Origin of the sequence: Lysobacter sp. CA199, from assembly GCF_052078715.1 — a bacterium.
In the GTDB taxonomy this organism is placed as follows: Bacteria; Pseudomonadota; Gammaproteobacteria; order Xanthomonadales; family Xanthomonadaceae; genus Lysobacter.
Genome location: NZ_JBQJIL010000003.1, coordinates 37197 through 59059, shown reverse-complemented (window position 1 = coordinate 59059; position 21863 = coordinate 37197). Strand labels below are relative to the sequence as shown.

The 21863-nt window shown below is 67.5% G+C and carries 1 protein-coding gene (only partly in view); it reads left to right on the top strand.

Features of this window, described 5'->3' with window-relative positions; all coding sequences use genetic code 11:
* Nucleotides 1-13: 13 nt before the first annotated feature.
* A protein-coding gene (locus tag ACTOWJ_RS05015; RefSeq protein ID WP_441333505.1) for a non-ribosomal peptide synthase/polyketide synthase crosses the window boundary here: on the top strand, nt 14-21863 show its 5' portion. Its footprint extends 6044 nt past the window's final position; the window shows 21850 of its 27894 coding nt (coding positions 1-21850); its start codon is at nt 14-16; its stop codon lies off the right edge, out of view.

Below are 21863 nucleotides of genomic sequence, written 5' to 3'. Positions count from 1 at the left end.
ACCGGATGCAATCATGAACAAAGAAACCAATCACATTTTCCGCCCGCTCTCGACGCCGCAGTTGGAAATGTGGTTCGGTCAGGAGTTGGATCCGGCCAACTGGCTCTACCACAGCTGCGGCTATCTCGATATCGGCGGTGCGCTGGACATCGGTAAATTCGAGCAGGCCTTGCGCCGCTTCGTCGCCGAAACCGATGCCTTGCATCTGCGCTTCTGCGATGGCCCCGAGGGTCCGCTGCAATACCTCGGCGAAGTACCGGCGCTGCCCTTCGAGTTCGTCGACGTTTCTTCGCAAGAGCTGCCTTTTGAGGCCGCGATGTCGGCGATGCAGGCCGATATGCGGCGCGTGTTCGACCTGCGCTCTTCGCGGCTGTTCAACTATGCGCTGTTCAAGCTCGGCGAGGATCGCTATCTCTGGTACAAGCGCTACCACCATATCGTGCTGGACGGCGCGGGCTCGTCGCTGGACGTAACACGCGTCGCTGAGATCTACAGCGCACTGTGCGCAGGCATGGAGATACCGGCCAGCGGCCTGGGCAAGATCGCCGCGCTGTTGGACGACGACCGCGACTACCGCGAATCAACCCGCTATCAGCGCGACCTCGACTTCTGGCGCGATTACGCACGCAGCTTGCCCGAAACCACCGCGCTTAACGGCCGTCCGCTCAGCCGCGACAGCGTTTTCCGCCGTTGCTCGCTGTCTGTATCGCCGGCACTGAGCACGGCGCTGATCGCGGCGGAGACGGGCGACAGCAAGTGGCCGCAGTTGATGACCGCCGCGGTCGCAGCCTATCTGTATCGCATCAGCGGCGGCACGGTCGACACCTTCGACTTTCCGGTGGCCGCGCGCGCCAAGTCGCTGCGCCACATGCCTGGCACCACGGCCAACGCCTTGCCGTTGCGTTTGGGCGTTCTCGCGGGCGAGTCGCTGATCGAGTTGGCCAAGCGCAGCGGGCGGGAAATCCTGCGCGTGCTCAAGCATCAGTATTTCCGCGGCAAGGACATCCAGCACATGCGTCCGGCCGCGGCGAGCGCGTTCGGGCCGCGCATCAACATCATGCCGTTCGACTACGAGTACGCGCTCGACGGCCATCGCGCGATCCTGCATTCGCTGTCCAACGGCCTGGTCCACGATTTCTCGGTGACCTTGCAGGGCCAACCGGGCACGACCGGTTGCTCTGTCAATATCGACGCCAACCACGAGCTGTACGACGACGAGGAACTCGCACGGCACGCCAAGCGTCTGTTGCTGTTCGTCGAACGCGCGCTGGCGGAGCCGTCGCGGCCGCTGGCCGAGATCGAACTGCTGGATGCCGACGAACGCAAGCAGGTGCTCGGCGAGTGGAACGACACCGCGGAGCCGGTGCCGGCCGCGACCGTGCCGGAGTTGTTCGAACAACAAGCAGCGCGTACGCCGCATACGGTTGCGGTCGTCTTCGAAGACGAGCAGCTCAGCTACGCCGAACTCAATACGCGTGCCAATCGCTTGGCTCAACGCCTGATCGCGCACGGCGCGGGTCCCGAAAGCATCGTCGCCATCGCCTTGCCGCGTTCGGCCGAGCTGGTCGTCGCTCTGCTCGCCGTGCTCAAGGCCGGCGCCGCGTATCTGCCGCTGGATACCGATTACCCGGCCGATCGACTGGCTTTCATGCTCGACGACGCCCGACCGGTACGGCTGATCACTCGCAGCGACATCGCGCTGCCGGCGATGACTGTGCCGCGTTGGGAACTCGACGATGCCGCGCTGCAGGCCTGCATCCTTAACGAGTCGGCAGACGAGCCGCTTGACGGGCAATGGCGCGGCAAGCTGGCGCCACTGCATCCGGCCTATGTGATCTATACCTCCGGCTCCACCGGCAAACCCAAGGGCGCGCCGAATACCCACGAGGCTCTGGTCAATCGCCTGGCGTGGATGCAGCACGCTTACGCGTTGCAAGACGATGACGTCGTACTGCAGAAGACGCCTTTCAGCTTCGACGTGTCGGTGTGGGAATTCTTCTGGCCGCTGTTGTACGGCGCACGGTTGGTGATGGCGCGTCCCGGCGGACATCGCGATCCGGCGTATCTCGCCGAACTGATCCAACAGCAAAGCGTCACCACGCTGCATTTCGTGCCGTCGATGCTGGAGGCGTTCCTGCACGATCCGGCCAGCGCGACCTGCACTAGCCTGCGCCGAATCGTCTGCAGCGGTGAGGCGCTGTCCGGAGCGCTACGCGAACGCCTTCGCCTGACCCTCGACCGCCCCCTGCACAATCTCTACGGCCCCACCGAAGCCGCCATCGACGTCACTGCCTGGACCTGCCGCGATGAAACCGCCGGCACCGCGGTGCCGATCGGCGCGCCGATCTGGAATACCCAGACTTATGTGCTCGATGCCGCGCTGCGACCGGTGCCCGCTGGCGTACCGGGTGAGTTGTACCTCGCCGGAACCGGCTTGGCGCGCGGCTATCTTCGCCGCGCCGGCCTGACCGCCGAGCGTTTCATCGCCAACCCGTTCGCATCCGGCCAGCGCATGTATCGCACCGGCGATCTGGCGCGTTGGCGCGCCGACGGCCAGTTGGAATATCTCGGCCGCACCGATCATCAAGTGAAGATCCGCGGTCTGCGCATCGAATTGGGCGAGATCGAAGCCGCGCTGGCATTGGCGGGGTTCACCCAGAACGTGGTGGTGGCGCGCGAAGATGGTGTTGGTCAGGCGCAGTTAGTCGCGTACGTCGTCGCGCCCACGATCGATGTCGCCCAGTTACGCGCGCAACTCGGACAACGTCTGCCTGACTACATGCTGCCGGCCGCGTTCGTAACGCTGGACACGCTGCCACTCAACGCCAACGGAAAGCTCGATCGCAAAGCGCTGCCCGCGCCGAGCTTCGCATCGACGACGCAGCGCGCGCCCAGCACGCCGGAAGAAGCGGAGCTTGCGACGTTGTTCGCGCAAGTGCTGGGCTTGGAAGAAGTCGGCGTCGACGATAATTTCTTCGAACTCGGCGGACATTCGCTGTTGGCGCTGCGCCTGATTGCCGCCATCCGCAATCGTCTGCGCGCGGAAGTGTCGATCCGCGAAGTGTTCGAAGCACGCACACCGGCCGCGCTGGCGCTGCGGCTGCGCGCGATGCGCGGCGAGCGCCCGTCTTTGCAAGCGTTGCCGCGACCCGAACGGCTCGAACTGTCGCACGCCCAGCGCACGCTGTGGTTCATGCATCAGTTCGAAGGCCCCAGCGCGACCTACCATATTCCGCTGACCGCGCGCCTTGACGGTTCCTTGCAGATCCCTGCCCTGCAGGCGGCCCTGAACGATCTGGTCCAACGCCACGAAAGCCTGCGCACCATTTTCCCCGCGGCCGAGCATTGGTATCAGCACGTGCTCGCGCAAGCCGAACTCGCACTGACCGTCGTCGATATCGCGCAAGCGCAACTGCAGGCGGCGCTCGACGCCGCGGTGATGCGCCCGTTCGACTTGACCCGCGAACTGCCCCTGCGCGCCAGCCTGTTCCGTATCGATGCCGAACAGCATGTATTGCTGCTGTTGCTGCACCACATCGCCGGCGACGGCGCCTCGCTGCAGCCGCTGACCGGCGATCTGTCCCGCGCCTACGCCGCGCGGCTTGAGCATCGCGGACCGGACTGGCAAGCGCTGCCGGTGCAATACGCGGACTACACGCAATGGCAACGCGCCATACTCGGCGATCCGAACGACGCCGACAGCACGCATGCACGCGAGCTGACGTATTGGCGGCAAGCGCTGGCCGATCTGCCCGAACAGCTGAGCCTGCCTTACGATCGCCCGCGCCCCTCCGAGATCAGCTATCGCGGCCAGCATCTGTACTGGAACCTCGACGCCGATCTGCACGGCCGTCTGCTCGCCTTGGCGAAGCAACACGACTGCACCTTGTTCATGGTCCTGCACGCCGCGCTGGCGGCGTTGCTGACCCGCCTCGGCGCGGGCACCGATATTCCGATCGGCAGTTCGGTCGCGGGCCGCGCCGATCCGGCGCTCGACGGGTTGATCGGTTTGTTCCTCAACTCGCTGGTATTGCGCGCCGACACTTCGGGTAATCCGCGCTTCGACGCCTTGCTGGAGCGCGTGCGTCAAAGCGATCTGGCAGCATACGAACATCAGGAACTTCCGTTCGAGCAAGTGGTCGACGCGCTCAGTCCGGAGCGTTCGCTGTCGCATCATCCGCTCTACCAGGTGATGCTGGTATTGCAAAAAGCCACGGGGCATTCCCTGCAACTGCCGGGATTGCGCTGCAGCGAACAACTGTTCGACATGCCCACGGCCAAGTTCGATCTCAGCTTCGAGCTGGCTGAACACGAACACGCCGACGGCAGCCCGGCTGGCCTACGCGGCTTCGTGGAATACGCCACCGACCTGTTCGATGCGGCCACGGTACAGTCGTTCGCACAGCGTTTCGAGCGCATGCTCGCGGCAATCGTCGAGGATGCGAGCCAGACCATCGCGACCATCGAGCTGATGGACGGCGATGAACGAGGTCGATTGCTGCAAGATTGGAACGCCACCGAGCAGCCGATCCTCGCCGCGACCCTGCCGGCGATCTTCGAAGCGCAAGTGGCGCGCACGCCGACAGCCGTGGCGGCGATCTGCGGGCAACAACAGCTCGACTTCGAACAACTCAACCAACGCGCGAACCGCTTGGCGCATCTGCTGATCGGCGAAGGCGCGGGTCCGGAATCGGTGGTGGCGATCGCACTGCCGCCCTCGCTCGATCTGATCATCGCCCTGCTGGCCGTGGTCAAGGCCGGCGCCGCCTATCTGCCGCTCGACCTCGGTAACCCGCCGGAACGGTTGGCGATGGTGCTCGACGATGCGCGTCCGCTGCGTGTGATCACGCATGACGAATTTTCAAGATTGTTCCCTGCGACGGCGCCGTTGTGTCTGCTCGATGAGACCGCGCTGCAGGAACGCCTCGCGCACAGCCGCGACGACAATCCGGGCGACGCCGAGCGTTCGCGTCCGCTGGATCTGCTGCATCCGGCGTATGTCATCTACACCTCGGGTTCCACCGGAAAACCCAAGGGCGTGATGGTCTCGCACCGATCCGCCGCGCACTATTTCGCCTGGGTCCGCCACGCGTACTTCACCGCCGACGGCAACGGCTCGGCCACCACGCTGTCGGCCGCGTTCGACGGTAGCGTAACCGTATTGTTCGGCCCCTTGTTGGCGGGCCAGCCTTTGACCTTGGCGTCTCTCGACGGCGATTTCTCCAAGCTCATCGCCGAACAGCCCGCGGGCGGCTACGAGGTACTGAAGCTCACGCCAGCGCATCTGAAGCTGCTCAACGCCAACCTGGAAGCCGGAGCGCCAGCTCCGGCACGCGCTCTGGTGCTCGGCGGCGAAGCGCTGATGCATGCCGATCTCGCTTATTGGCAGGAACATCACCCGCAAGTACGGCTGATCAACGAATACGGTCCCACCGAAGCCACCGTCGGTTGCTGCGTCTACGAGGCAGGCGCGGATGTCGGTGAAACAGGCAGCGTCGCCATCGGCCGGCCGATCTGGAACACCCAGCTTTACGTCCTCGACGCTAACCTGCGTCCGCAAGTCACCGGCGCCGCCGGCGAGCTGTATATCGCCGGCGAAGGCTTGGCCCGCGGCTATCTGCATCGCCAGGCGCTGAGCGCGGAGCGTTTCGTCGCCAATCCGTTCGCGGCCGGCCAGCGCATGTACCGCTCCGGCGATCTGGCGCGCTGGCGCGCCGACGGCGAGCTCGAATACCTGGGCCGCGTCGATCAGCAAGTGAAGATCCGCGGCTATCGCATCGAACTCGGCGAAATCGAAGCGGCCTTGGCCGAGCTCGGCTTCTCCGGCAACACCGTGATCGTGCGCGAAGACCACGTCGGGCAGAAGCAATTGGTGGCCTATCTGGTCGCCGACGCGATCGACAGCGCGAGTCTGCAGCAACAACTCGCCGCGCGCCTGCCCAATTACATGGTGCCGGCCGCCTTCGTGGCGCTACCGCTATTGCCGCTGACCGGCAACGGCAAGATCGATCGCAAGGCGCTGCCGGCGCCGGACTTCCATGGTGGCACGCGCGCGCCGCGCAATGCGACCGAAGCGCTGCTGTGCGAGCTGTTCGCGGAAGTTCTGGATCTCGATCAAATCGGCATCGACAGCAGTTTCTTCGAACTCGGCGGCGACAGCATCAGCGCGATCCGTCTGGTCGCCGGTGCGCGCAAACGCGGCCTGCCATTGGCGCCGCGGGATCTGTTCAAGCATCCGAAAATCGAAGCGCTGGCGGCCGACATCGCCGCGCGAGACATCGCAACGCCCGCAGCGGCACCCGCGCAAACCGCCGATGAGGCGATCGGCGATCTGCCCTTGCTGCCGATCATGCAGGCCTTCGTCGATCAAGGCGGCCCGCTCGCACGGCTGCACCAGTCGCAATCGCTCAAAGTGCCCGTGGGCATGACTGAGCCGGCGATGCTCGCCGCCTTGCAAGCCTTGCTCGACCGCCATGACGCGCTGCGCTTACGCTTGATCGCGCGCGACGGCAAGCACCACGCTTCGATCCAACCGGTCGCTACAGTCAACGCGGCGTCCTGTCTGACCCGTGTCGAGCTGACCGATGCCAATGATGACCAACGCCGCTTCGAACAGGCTACGGCCGATGCACTGACGCGACTCGATCCTCAGCAAGGCAAGCTGGTGCAGGCGATCTGGGGCGATCGCGGCGCGGATCGACCCGGCCGCTTGTGCCTGATCATCCATCACCTCGCCGTCGACGGCGTGTCCTGGCGCATTCTGCTGCCCGATCTCGAATTGGCCTGGCAAGCGGCGTTGAAGGGACAGACGCCGGCGCTCGATCCACCGGGCACGTCGCTGCGCCGTTGGGCCGAACGGCTGCAGCAGGACGCGAAAACAACGCAGCGACACAGCGAGCTTGCACTGTGGCGCGGCATGGCGGCGACGCCCGATCCGGCGCTGGGCGCACGCGCGCTCGATCCTGCGCGCGACACTGTAGCCACACGACGTGAGCTGCGCCTGCACCTTGCCGGCGAAGACGTCACGCGATTGCTGGGCGAAGTCCCGGCCGCTTTCCGCGCCACCATCAACGATGTGTTGCTGACCGCTTTCACGCTCGCGGTCGCGGCATGGCGACGGCAGCGCGATGCGGAGGCCGGATTGGCGGTGCGCTTCGAAGTGGAAGGTCACGGCCGCGAAGACATCTTCGACGACGTCGATCTGTCGCGCACGGTCGGTTGGTTCACCAGTGTGTATCCGGTCGCGCTCGATCCGGGGGCGATCGATATCGATCAGTCCCTCAACGGCGGCGATGATCTCGGCCGCGCGCTGCGCTGTGTCAAGGAACAACTGCGCGCGATTCCCGACCGCGGCCTGGGTTACGGCCTGCTGCGCCATCTCGCGGCCGACGCCGAACTCGGCGCCGCGCCCGCGGCGCAGTTGGCGTTCAATTATCTGGGCCGATTCACTACGGTCGGGGATGAGGAACAGTTCGGCGGCGGCGACGATTCGCGCCGTCCGTTGAGCCATGCCATCACCCTCAACAGCATCGTCTTCGATCGCGCCGACGGTGCGGAGTTGGTCGCGGCGTGGTCGTATGCCGGTGAACTATTCGAAGGCCATGAGATCGAGGCGTTAGCCCAAGCCTGGTTCGACTACCTGCAGGCATTGATCGCGCACGCGACGCGCGCCGATGCAGCCGCGCTCACACCGTCGGATCTGTCTCTGCTGAAGCTCGATCAAGACACCATCACGCAACTGGAAGCCGCGCGCCCACTAACCGACATCCTGCCGCTGGCGCCGTTGCAACAGGGCATGTTGTTCCATGCCCTCTACGACAAAGAGTCGGCGGACGCCTATCTGGTGCAGATGCTGTTCGCACTCGACGGTCCGCTGGATGCGAAGGCATTGGAGCGGGCCGCTCGCGAGGTGCTATCGCGGCATCCGCACCTGGACGCGGCCTTCGTCCAGCTCGATGCGCAACCGCCGCTGCAATTGCTGCCGCGCGAACCGGCTTTATGCTGGCAACAACGCGATCTGAGCGCTCTGCCCGCGGGCGAACGCGAGCGAGCGCTGGCCGACTTCCTGCACGAAGACCTCGAACGCCCCGTCGATCCGGCGCAAGCGCAACTGCTGCGCTTCAGCCTGGTGCGCTTGAGCGATCACGAACATCGCTTGGTATTCACCCATCACCACATCCTGCTCGACGGCTGGTCGGTGCCGGTGTTGCTGCAGGAACTGTTCAACCTGTACCACTCGCGCGGCGTTGCTTCGTCCCTGCCCGCGGTCGCGCCCTATGGCGACTATCTGCGCTGGATCGCCGCGCAGGAGCGCCCGGCCGCGCTCGCCGCGTGGCGCGAGGCGTTGCAGGGCTTCGGTCAGCCTTGCCTGATCGCGCCGCAGGCCACCGCGCTGCCGGTTATGCCGCGCACGCGCCGCCGCGATTTCTCGCGCGAACTCACCGCGAAGCTGGAAGCGCAGGCGCGCCGCCGCGGCCTGACCATCAACACCTTGCTGCAAGGTGCCTGGGCCTTGTTGCTGGCGCAGGCCACCGGCCATCAGGACGTCTGCTTCGGCATCACCGTCTCCGGCCGTCCGCCGGAACTGACCGGCATGGAACGCATGGTCGGCTTGTTCGTCAACACCCTGCCGCTGCGCCTGCGCATCGACAACGCGCAGACCCTGGGCGAACTGCTCGACGGCTTGCAGGACAGCCAGTCGCGCCTGCTCGGCGCGCATCATCTGGGTTTGACCGATCTGATGCGCGAGTTGGGCCATCAGGCGTTGTTCGACACCTTGTTGGTGTTCGAGAACTATCAGCTCGACGCCCATGACCGACGCTTCCTCGATAACGCCGAGGCCGACTCCTTGCGCGTGCGTCTGGCCGAAGGCGGCCGGGGCGGCGACATGTCGCATTATCCGCTCGGCCTGCTGCTGGTGCCGGGCGAACGCCTGCACCTGCGCCTCAGCTATCGTCCCGATCTGTTCGACGAAGCGCAGATCGAACGCGTCGAGCAGTGCTACGAGCGCATCCTGGAAGCCTGCGCCGACGACCTGGAGCGGCGTGTTGGCCGGCTGGAGTTGCTCGATGCGCAGGCGCGCCAGCAATTGCTCGGCGAGTGGAACGACACCGCGGAGCCGGTGCCGGCCGCGACCGTGCCGGAGTTGTTCGAACAACAAGCAGCGCGTACGCCGCATACGGTTGCGGTCGTCTTCGAAGACGAGCAGCTCAGCTACGCCGAACTCAATACGCGTGCCAATCGCTTGGCTCAACGCCTGATCGCGCACGGCGCGGGTCCCGAAAGCATCGTCGCCATCGCCTTGCCGCGTTCGGCCGAGCTGGTCGTCGCTCTGCTCGCCGTGCTCAAGGCCGGCGCCGCGTATCTGCCGCTGGATACCGATTACCCGGCCGATCGACTGGCTTTCATGCTCGACGACGCCCGACCGGTACGGCTGATCACTCGCAGCGACATCGCGCTGCCGGCGATGACTGTGCCGCGTTGGGAACTCGACGATGCCGCGCTGCAGGCCTGCATCCTTAACGAGTCGGCAGACGAGCCGCTTGACGGGCAATGGCGCGGCAAGCTGGCGCCACTGCATCCGGCCTATGTGATCTATACCTCCGGCTCCACCGGCAAACCCAAGGGCGCGCCGAATACCCACGAGGCTCTGGTCAATCGCCTGGCGTGGATGCAGCACGCTTACGCGTTGCAAGACGATGACGTCGTACTGCAGAAGACGCCTTTCAGCTTCGACGTGTCGGTGTGGGAATTCTTCTGGCCGCTGTTGTACGGCGCACGGTTGGTGATGGCGCGTCCCGGCGGACATCGCGATCCGGCGTATCTCGCCGAACTGATCCAACAGCAAAGCGTCACCACGCTGCATTTCGTGCCGTCGATGCTGGAGGCGTTCCTGCACGATCCGGCCAGCGCGACCTGCACTAGCCTGCGCCGAATCGTCTGCAGCGGTGAGGCGCTGTCCGGAGCGCTACGCGAACGCCTTCGCCTGACCCTCGACCGCCCCCTGCACAATCTCTACGGCCCCACCGAAGCCGCCATCGACGTCACTGCCTGGACCTGCCGCGATGAAACCGCCGGCACCGCGGTGCCGATCGGCGCGCCGATCTGGAATACCCAGACTTATGTGCTCGATGCCGCGCTGCGACCGGTGCCCGCTGGCGTACCGGGTGAGTTGTACCTCGCCGGAACCGGCTTGGCGCGCGGCTATCTTCGCCGCGCCGGCCTGACCGCCGAGCGTTTCATCGCCAACCCGTTCGCATCCGGCCAGCGCATGTATCGCACCGGCGATCTGGCGCGTTGGCGCGCCGACGGCCAGTTGGAATATCTCGGCCGCACCGATCATCAAGTGAAGATCCGCGGTCTGCGCATCGAATTGGGCGAGATCGAGGCGGCGCTGGCATTGGCGGGGTTCACCCAGAACGTGGTCGTGGCGCGCGAAGATGGTGTTGGTCAGGCGCAGTTAGTCGCGTACGTCGTCGCGCCCACGATCGATGTCGCCCAGTTACGCGCGCAACTCGGACAACGTCTGCCCGACTACATGCTGCCGGCCGCGTTCGTAACGCTGGACACGCTGCCACTCAACGCCAACGGCAAACTCGATCGCAACGCATTGCCCGCACCCGTCCAGACCGCTGGCGCGCTGCGCTTGCCGCGGAATCCGCGCGAGGAACTGCTGTGCGAGCTGTTCGCGCAACTTCTGGGCCGCGAGCAGGTCGGCATCGACGACGATTTCTTCGAACTCGGCGGGCATTCGCTGCTGGCGATCCGCTTGACCGGCATGCTGCGCTCGCGCCTGAAACTGGAACTGCCGATCCGCAACCTGTTCGAAGCCCCGACCGTGGCCCAGTTGGCGCTGCGGCTTGATCCGAACGACGCGCCGCGTCCGCCGCTGCGGCCACAACCGCGGCCGCAGAACCTGCCGCTGTCGTACGCGCAGCAGCGCTTGTGGTTCCTGCACAAGCTCGAAGGCGCCAGCTCCACCTACAACGTCACCGTCGCGTTGCGCCTGAGCGGCGAACTCGACATCGCCGCGCTGGGCGCCGCGCTGAATGATCTGGCCGCGCGCCACGAAAGCCTGCGCACGATCTTCCCCGACAGCGAACAGCCGTTGCAGCAGATCCTGCCGCCGGAACAAGCCGAAGTGCCGTTGTCGCTGCACCTCAGCGACAGCGCCCGCCTCGCCGACGACCTGCTGCGCGCCGCCGATCATGCATTCGATCTGAGCCGCGAGTTGCCTTTGCGCGCGGATCTGTTCGAAGTCGATGTGGGCGAGCACGTGCTGTTGCTGTTGCTGCATCACATCGTCGCCGATGCGGTTTCGTTGCGGCCCTTGTCTCAGGACCTCGCCCAGGCCTATGCGGCGCGGCGCGCCGGGCAGAGGCCGGGGTGGGCGCCGCTGCCATTGCAATATGCCGATTACAGCCTGTGGCAACGTCAGCTGCTCGGCGATGTCGAGGATTCGCACAGCCGCAGCGCGCACCAGCTCGACTACTGGAAACGCCAGCTGGCCGAGCTGCCGGAACAGATGAGCCTGCCCACCGATCGCGCGCGTCCGGCGAGGGTGAGTTATCGCGGCGGCAGCGTTTGCTTCCGCGTGCCGGCCGACTTTCATCAGCGACTGCTGGACCGCGCCGGCGCCCATCAAGCCAGCTTGTTCATGCTGCTGCAGGCCGCCGTGGCGGCGCTGCTCAGCCGCCTCGGCGCGGGCGACGACATCGTGCTCGGCAGTCCCATCGTCGGGCGCGGCGAGGAAGGCCTCGACGGGCTGATCGGTGCGTTCCTCAACACCCTGGTGCTGCGCACCGACACCTCGGGCAATCCCAGTTTCGAAACCCTGCTGGCACGCGTGCGCGAAACCGACCTGAGCGCTTACGAGCATCAGGATCTGCCGTTCGAGCAATTGGTCGATGCGATCAAGCCGGCGCGCTCGCTGTCGCATCACCCACTGTTCCAAGTGTTGATGGCCTTGCAGACCCAGGACGCCGAGTTGCCGGCCTGGGATGGACTGGACGTGCGCGCGCAGCCGCTGCTGCTGGAGAACGCCAAGTTCGATCTCAGCTTCGACTGGACCGAACACCGCCACAACAACGGCCGCGCCGCCGGCCTGTTCGGCCGGGTGGAGTACGCCAGCGATCTGTTCGACGCCGCCACCATCGAGCGGTTGGCCGAACGTCTGCAGCGCGTGCTCGACGCTGTCGCGGCCGATTCGCGCTTGCGCCTGAGCGAACTGCCGATCCTGACCAACGCCGAGCGCACCACGTTGCTCAGCGACTGGAGCCATGGCCCGAACATCGCCGCGGCCGAGTTGCTGCCGCAGCGCTTCGAACGACAGGCCGCGGCCACGCCGCAGGCGATCGCTCTCGCGCATGCGCACGATGAGCTCGATTACGCCACGCTCAACGCCGCAGCTAACCAACTAGCGCACGTATTGACCGAACGCGGCATAGTTGCCGGAGACCGCGTGGCGATCGCGGTACCGCGCTCGGCTGATCTGCTGATCGCTCTGCTCGCCGTGCTCAAGAGCGGTGCCGCGTACGTGCCGGTGGACCCGGATTATCCGGCCGAGCGCATCGCCTACATGCTCGACGACGCCAAGCCGGCGGCATTGATCACCGATGCGGCATCGGCCGCGGTCGTCGGCGATATCGAGCATCGCCGCGAAGCGGTGCTGCTGCTCGACGACCCGCACACCCGCGCCGCGATCGGGCACGCGCCCACGCACAACCCCGCCGATGCCACCGGCTTCGCGCTGATCCACGGCCGCTCCGCCGCGTACACCATCTACACCTCCGGCTCGACCGGTCGCCCCAAGGGCGTGACCGTCGAGCAGCACGCGCTGGCCAATTTCCTGCGCTCGATGGCGCGCAGCCCGGGCATGCACGCGGGCGAACGCCTGCTCGCGCTGACCCCGATCTCGTTCGACATCGCAGGCCTGGAGCTGTACCTGCCGCTGTGGCAGGGCGGCTGCGTGCATCTGCTCGACCGCGACACCGCTAGCGATGCGCAACAACTCGCCGCACACATCGAGCGCGTCGCGCCGGACCTGATCCAGGCCACACCCGCGACCTGGCAAATGCTGCGCAACCACGGCTGGCGCCCGCACGAGTCGATGCGCCTGCTGTGCGGCGGCGAAGCGCTGCCGCCGGATCTTGCCGACTATTTGAGCGCCGACGCCGGCGCGCTGTGGAACATGTACGGCCCCACCGAAACCACGGTGTGGTCCTTGCTCGACCCAGTCGAAACCGGCGCGCCCGTCAGTATCGGCCGGCCGCTCGACAACACCCGCGTTTACGTGCTCGATGCGCATCTGCAACCGGTGCCGGCGGGCGTCGCCGGCGAGTTGTACATCGCCGGCGACGGCCTGGCGCGCGGCTACCACGAACGCGCCGCGCTGACCGCCGAACGCTTCGTCGCCCATCCGTTCGAACCCGGCGCGCGCATGTACCGCACCGGCGATCTGGCGCGCTTCCGCGCCGACGGCCGCCTGAATTGCCTGGGCCGGGTCGACAATCAGGTGAAACTGCGCGGCTTCCGCATCGAGCTCGGCGAGATCGAAGCCGTGCTGGCGCAAGTGGGTTATCCCCGCAACGCCGTGCTGCTGCGCGAGGACGCGCCGGGCCACAAGCAACTGGTCGCGTACGTGGCGACCGCCGAAGCCGTCGATGCGGTCGCGCTGCGGCAACAGCTGAGCGCGCACCTGCCCGACTACATGCTGCCCGCCGCGGTGGTGGCGCTCGATACGCTGCCGCTGACTCCCAACGGCAAGCTCGACCGCAAGGCGCTGCCGGCGCCCGAGTTCGCCGCCGGCGAAGGCCGCGCTCCGCGTAACGCGCGCGAAGCGCTGCTGTGCGCGCTGTTCGCGGAAGTGCTGGGCGTGGAGCGCGTCGGTCTGGACGATCATTTCTTCGCCCTCGGCGGCCATTCGCTGCTCGCCACCCGTCTGGTCAGCCGCATCCGCGCCGAACTGGCGGTGGAATTGCCGCTGCGCACGCTGTTCGAAGCGCCGACCGTGGACGCGCTGTCGCAGGCGCTGCCCGGCGCGCACGGCGCGCGTCCGCCGCTGCTCCCGCAGGCGCGGCCGCCGCGGCTGCCGTTGTCCTACGCGCAGCGCCGGCTGTGGTTCATCCAGCAGTTCGAGCGCCAGTCCGGCCACGACAGCGCGCGCGAAAGCGCCGGCGCGGCCTACAACATCTCGATGCCGGTGCGCCTGCGCGGACGCCTGGATCGCGCCGCGCTCGATGCCGCCGTGGCCGATGTGCTGGCCCGCCACGAGAGCTTGCGCACGACGTTCCCGGATATCGACGGTGCCCCCTGCCAACAGGTGATCGCCGCCGAGGACGCGGGCAACGTGCTCGAATTCGTGCGCGTCGATGCGCACACGCTGGAGCGAGAACTTCAGGGCCGCGCCCTGCACGTGTTCGACCTCGGCACGGAACTGCCGCTGCGGGTCAGCGTGCTGAGCGCGAGCGAAGACGACCACGTGTTGCTGGTGGTGTTGCATCACATCGCCGGCGACGGTTCCTCGCTGGCGCCGCTGGCGCGCGATCTCGGTCGCGCCTATGCCGCGCGTCTGCGCGGGCAGGCGCCGGACTGGGCGCCGCTGCCGGTGCAATACCCCGATTACACCCTGTGGCAGCAGCGTCTGCTCGGCAGCGAACTCGATGCCGACAGCCTGATCGCGCAGCAGTTCGACTATTGGCGCGAACAGCTGGCCGACCTGCCCGAACGCATCGAGCTGCCGACCGACCGGCCACGCCCGGCCATCGCCAGCCTGCGCGGCCGGCAGTGGGCGCTGCACATCGACGCGTCTTTGCACGCGCGCCTGCTGCAACTCGCGCACCGCCATGAGGCGAGCATGTTCATGGTGCTGCAAGCCGGCTTGTCGGCGCTGCTGCACCGGCTCGGCGCGGGCGAGGACATCGCGGTCGGCAGCGCCATCGCCGGACGCAACGACCAGGCGCTGGACGAACTCGTCGGCTTCTTCGTCAACACTCTGGTGCTGCGCACGGATCTGTCCGGCCGCCCGGACTTCGCCACCCTGCTCGGCCGCGTGCGCGCCACCGCGCTGGCCGCCTACACCCACCAGGACGCGCCGTTCGAGCGATTGGTCGAACTGCTCAACCCGGTGCGCTCGACCGCGCACCACGCGCTGTTCCAGGTCGGTCTGGTGTTGCAGAACGTCGAAGAAGCCGCGCTGGAACTGCCGGGGCTGGAGGTGTCGGAGCATCCGGCCGACTTCCGCACGGCCAAATTCGACTTGTTCTTCAACCTCAACGAACGGCACGACGCCGACGGTACGCCGGCGGGGTTGGCCGGCAACATCGAGTACGCCACCGACCTGTTCGACGAATCCAGCGTAGCCCGGCTGTGGCAACGCCTGCTGCGGTTGCTCGACGCGGCCTGCGCGGATCCCGCGCGCAAGATCGCCGACATCGACTTGCTCGACGTCGAAGAACGCACCGAATTGCGCCAGCGCGCCAGCGACGGCGTCGCGGTGCCGGCCACGGCGACCATCGTCGAACTGTTCGAACGCCAGGTCGCGCGCGATCCCGACGCGCCGGCGCTGTTGTACCGCGACCAGTGCTGGAGTTACGCCGAACTCGATCGCCGCGCCAATCGCGTCGCGCATGCGTTGATCGCCGAAGGCATCGGCGCCGAGGATCGCATCGCCATCGCCTTGCCGCGCTCGCCAGAAATGGTGGTCGCCGCGCTCGGCGCGCTCAAGGCCGGCGCGGCCTATCTGCCGCTGGATCCGGACTATCCGCCGGAGCGGCTGGCCTACATGCTCCCCGACGCCAAGCCGGCGCGGCTGATCAGCCGCCGCGAGATCGAAGCGCGCCTGCCCGAGCACGGCGTCGCGCCGTGGCTGCTCGACGCGGCGCAGACCGTGCAGACGCTGGCCGCGCAAGCGGTCGATGCACCGCGCGGACGCATCGTCTCGCCGCATCAGGCCGCGTACGTCATCTACACCTCCGGCTCCACCGGCCGGCCCAAGGGCGTGGTGGTCAGTCATGCCGGCGTGCCGAGCCTGCTGGCCGCGCAAACCGCCGCGTTCGAAGTCGGACCCGGCGCGCGCGTGTTGCAGTTCGCCTCGCTGAGCTTTGACGCCGCGTTCTGGGAACTGTGCATGGCGCTGCTGTCGGGCGCCGCGCTGGTGATGGGCGACGCCGAACAAGTGCGTCCGGGCGAAGCGCTGACCGCGCTGATGCGCGAACACGGCGTTACCCACGCGACCCTGCCGCCGGCCGCGCTGCCGGTGCTCGACGCCGACGCCGTGCCGCAGCTGCGCGACCTGATCGTCGCCGGCGAGGCCTGCGCGCCGACGCTGGTGGACGCGTGGTCGCGTGGGCGCCGCATGACCAATGCCTACGGGCCGACCGAAACCACGGTGTGCGCGACGATGAGCACGCCCCTGACCGGCGCGGTCGATGCGCCGATCGGCGCGCCGATCCGCGGCGCGCGCGTGTACGTGCTCGACGCCGGTCTGCAACCGGTGCCCGCCGGCGTGGCCGGCGAGTTGTACCTGGCCGGCGCCGGCCTGGCGCGCGGCTATCTCGGCCGTGCCGCGCTCACCTCCGAGCGTTTCGTCGCCGATCCGTTCGCACCCGGTGAGCGCATGTACCGCAGCGGCGATCTCGCGCGCTGGAATCGCGAGGGACAGCTCGAGTTCCTCGGCCGCGTCGATCATCAGGTCAAGATTCGCGGCTTCCGTATCGAACTGGGCGAGATCGAATCGGCGCTGCAACACCATCCGGCGGTGGCGCAGTCGATTGTCGTCGCCCGCGAGGACGTACCCGGACACAAGCAACTGGTCGGTTACGTGGTGCTGGAACGCGAGCCCGACGCGCGCGACGAAGATCGCGAGGCGCGCCAGATCGGCGAGTGGGAAACCATCTACCAAGATTTGTACGGCGACAAGGCGCTCGACGGCGCACACGCCTTCGGCGAGAACTTCCACGGCTGGAACAGCAGCTACGACGGCAGCGAAATTCCGCTGGAGCAGATGCGCGAATGGCGCGCGCGCACGGTCGAACGGATCCTCGAACTCAATCCCGAACGAGTGCTGGAAATCGGCGTCGGCAGCGGCCTGATCCTGTCGCAGGTGGCGCCGCACGTGCGCGCCTACCACGGCACCGACCTGTCGGCGGCCACGGTCGAGCGCTTACGCGCCGAAGTCGCGCAGCAACCGGCGCTGGCCGGCAAGGTCGAACTGTATGCGCGACCGGCCCACGAGATGGCCGGCCTCGACGCCGGCCTTGCGCCGGGCGAACGCTTCGACGCGATCGTGATCAACTCGGTGCTGCAGTATTTCCCCAACGGCGAGTACCTGGCGCAGACCATCGGCCAGGCGATGCGCTTGCTCGCGCCCGGCGGCGCGCTGTACCTGGGCGACGTGCGTAACCTGCGCCTGCAGCGCAGCTTCGCCACCGCGATCGCTCTGCATCAGAGCGATGACGACACCGATACGGCCACCTTGCTTCGCCGCGCCGAACAGTTGCGGCTGGCCGAGAAGGAACTGCTGGTCGCGCCGGAATTCTTCGCTGCGGCGGCCGAACGCGACGATGCGATCTGCGCGGTCGATATCCAGACCAAGCGCAGCGGCTACGGCAACGAACTCAGCCGCCACCGCTACGAAGTCGTGCTGCGCAAGGGCCCGCTACCGCTGCGCTCGGCGGCCGCGTGGCCTGCCGTCGCATGGACACCGGCACTGGAGGACGACGACGCGTTCGCGCATCTGCTGCGCGAGCGTGGCGACGGCCTGCGCCTGACGGGCGTACCGAACGATCATTTGCAGCCGGAAACCGATGCGCTGCGCGCACTGGTCGACGGCGAACCGGTGGCCGCCACGCGCGATCGCCTGCTCGACGCCGGCGACCGCGTCCACGCGCGCAGCGAAGCGCTGATCGCCGCCGCCGCGGCCTTGAGTCTGCACGCCGCCAGCACCTGGGCCGGCGACGGCACCGATGATCAACTGGAACTGCTGTTCTGGCGCGAAGACGGCCGCACCATCGCCGACCTGCACCGCCCGGTCGCGGTGCGCGAACTGTCGGCCTGCAGCAACGAGCCGTCCACGTTCGACCAGTTCGCCGACCTGCGCCGGCACATCGCCGCGCAGCTGCCCGACTACATGCAGCCGCTGCTGGTGTTGTTGCCGCAAATGCCGCTGACGCCGAACGGCAAGATCGACCGCAAGGCTTTGCCTGCGCCCGACCTCGGCGCCGGCCAGCACCGCGCTGCCGGCAACGAGCGCGAGCAAACGCTGGCCGCGCTGTACGCGCAGGTGCTGGGTCTGCCGCGGGTCAGCGTCGCCGACAGCTTCTTCGATCTCGGCGGCGACAGCATTCTGTCTATCCAGTTGGTCGGCTTGGCGCGCAAGGCCGGGCTGCTGATCACCCCACGCGAAGTGTTCCAGCACCAGAACGTGGCGGCGTTGGCGCGGATCGCGCGCGACGCCGATGCCGGCGCGCCGGCGCTGGTCGACGAACCGGTCGGCGCGCTGGCGCCGCTGCCGATCCTGCAATGGTTCCTCGACCGCGAGGCGCCGCTGGACGGCTTCAACCAGCGCGTGCTGCTGCGCGTGCCGGGCGGTCTGTCGCAGCACGTGCTGCGCGACGCGCTGGCCGCGCTGGTGCGACACCACGACGCGCTGCGCCTGCAACTGCGCCGCAACGACGGCGCCTGGACGCTGCAAGTGCCGGAGCCCGAATCCGCCCGCTTCGGCCTGCGCCGCGTCGACATCGCCGGACTCGACGAGGCCGCGCTGCAAGCCGCTCTCGACGCAGCGGCCGCGCTGGCCGCGCAAAGCCTCGCCACCGACACCGGCGAGCTGCTGCAAGCCGTGTGGTTCGATGCTGGCGACGACGCCAGTGGCCGTCTGCTGCTGTGCATCCATCACCTCGCCGTCGACGGCGTGTCCTGGCGCATCCTCATCCCCGACTTGCGCGATGCGGTTCAATCGCTCGCCGCCGGCCGCGAACCGGCGTTCACCGCACGCAGTCATTCGCTGCGGGCGTGGACCGCGCAGATGCAGGAACAAGCGACTTCGCCGGCGCGCGTGGCCGAATTGCCGTATTGGCGCGACGTCGCAGCAAGCATCGACCCGCCGCTGTCGCCTGTAGCACTGGATCCGGCCCGCGACATCGGCGCCGCATGCGGTCACTACAGCCTGAGTCTGCCCGCCGCGGTGGCCGCGCCTCTGCTCACCGTGCTGCCAGCGCGCTTCCACACCGGCATCAACGACGTGCTGCTCAGCGCCTTCGCGTTGGCCCTGGGTGATTGGCGCCGCCGCCACGGCGGTCGCGCCTGCGAAAGCCTGCTGCTCGATCTGGAAAGTCATGGCCGCGAAAGCGCGCACAGCGAGCTCGATCTGTCGCGCACGGTCGGTTGGTTCACCAGCCTGTATCCGCTGCGCCTGGACCTGGAGGAGATCGATCAAATCCAGGCGCTGAGCGGCGGGCGCGAACTCGAACGCACGCTCAAGCGGATCAAGGAACAACTGCGCGCGATGCCGGACCACGGCCTGGGTTACGGCGCGCTGCGCTGCTTCAATCCGGAATCAGCGCCGGTGTTGGCGGCGTTGCCGCAGCCTCAGGTCAGCTTCAACTACCTCGGCCGCTTCGCTGTCGGTGGACGCGCCGGCTCCAGTGATGTTGACCCGAGCGGCACCGACTGGAGCGCTGCTGCCGAAACGATGGCGCCGGCCGGCGGCGAGAGCTTGCCGATCGCCCACGCCATCGAGCTCAACGCGCTGACCCAGGATCGCGACGACGGCCCCGAGTTCGTCGCTACTTGGTCGTGGCCGCGCGCGCTGTTTTCGCAGGCGCAGATCGAAGACCTCGCGCAGACCTTCGCCCGCGCCCTGCGCGCGCTGGCCGCGCTGACCAGCGACGCGCGCTGCGGCGGCCTGAGTCCGTCCGACGTGGCGCTGACCGCGCTCGGCCAGGAAGACATCGAACGCCTCGAACGCGACTACCACGACACCGGCGGCGTCGCCGACCTGCTGCCGCTGACGCCGCTGCAGCACGGCCTGCTGTTCCACACGCTGTACGAGCACGAGGGCCCCGACCCGTACGTGGTCCAGGTGGGCTTCGATCTCGACGGCCCGCTCGACCATGCCGCGCTGCGCGACGCCGCGCGCGCGCTGATGCAACGCCATCCGCACTTGTCGGCGGCGTTCGTGCAGCGTGGTCTGGAGCAGCCGGTGCAGGTGATTCCGCGCGAGATTCCGCTGGACTGGCGCCATATCGATCTGTCCGCGCATCCGACCGATGCTATCGAGACAGAAGCAGCGCGTATCGCCGAACTCGACCGCAGCCGACGTTTCGATCTGGCGCAGGCGCCGCTGATGCGCTTCACCCTGCTCGCGCTCGGCAGCGGCGCGGACGGCCGCGTCAGCCATCGCCTGCTGATCGCCAATCACCACATCCTGCTCGACGGCTGGTCGATGCCGCTGCTGGTGCAGGAACTGTTCGCGCTGTATTCCGGCTCGCCGCTGCCGCGCGCCGGCGTCTACCGCGATTACCTGCACTGGCTGCGCGCGCGCGACTCGGACCTGGGCGAACGCGCCTGGCGCGAAGCGCTCGACGGCATCGATGAGCCGACCCTGCTGCTGCCCTCGCACCCGCACGCATCTGGCCGCCAGAGCCTGCACGAACTGCTATTGCCCGAAGGTCTGACGCGCACGCTGGCGCAACTGGCGCGGCGCCACGGCCTGACCTTGAACATCCTGATCCAGGGTGCGTGGGGCCTGCTGCTGGGCCGTATGCTCGGCCGCGACGACGTGGTCATCGGCACCACGGTGTCGACGCGCCCGGCGGAACTCGGCGAAGTCGAACGCATGATCGGCTTGTTCATCAACACCGTGCCGACACGTCTGCGTCTGGGCCCCAAGCGCAGCTTCGTCGACCTGCTGCAGGAGTTGCAGCGCCAGCAGACCGCGTTGATGGAACATCAGCACCTGGACCTGGCCCAGTTGCAGCGCTACGCCGGGTTCGAGCGGTTGTTCGACACGCTGTACGTGTTCGAGAACTATCCGATCGATCACGACGGTCTGGCCAGTGCGCTGGGCGAGCTCAGCATCACCGGCTTCGGCAGCAGCGACGCCACTCACTATCCGTTGAGTCTGTTGGTCACGCCGGGCCAGCGCCTGTCGCTGCGTTTCAACTTCGACCCGCAGCGACTGGACGCACTGAGCGTGCAGCGATTGGCCGAACGCCTGTCGCGCCTGCTCGACGCCGTCGCCGCGCATCCGCAGCGCAGCCTGGAGCACTTCGATCTGCTCGACGACCGCGAGCGCCGGCGCGTGCTGTACGACTGCAACGACACCGAGCGCGAGCTGCCCGCCGCGACCGTGCCGGCCTGGTTCCAGCAGCGCGCCGCAAGCGCGCCGGATGCGATCGCGTTGGCTGGCTCGCAAGGCGAGCTCAGCTACGCCGAACTCAACCGTCGCGCGAACCGCGTGGCGCACGCGCTGATCGCGCGCGGCGTCGGCCCGGAGGACCGCATCGCCCTGGCGATTCCGCGTTCGTTCGACACCATCGTTGCGGTGCTCGGCATTCTCAAGGCTGGCGCGGCGTATCTGCCGCTCGACGCCGATCACCCGCTCGAACGCCTGGAATACACCATCGGCGACGCACGTCCCCGCTATGTACTGGTCACCCGCGCCACCGCCGCGCGGCTGCCGCAGGACGCGCCGCTGCTGCTGATCGACGATGCGTCCGGACCGGCCGGGTCGGCCGGGTCGGCAGGATTTGGCAACGAAATCGCCCACGCTGCCGGCCACGATCCGTCCGACGCCGAACGCATGCACGCGCTGTCGCCGCAGCATCCGGCCTACGTGATCTACACCTCCGGCTCGACCGGCC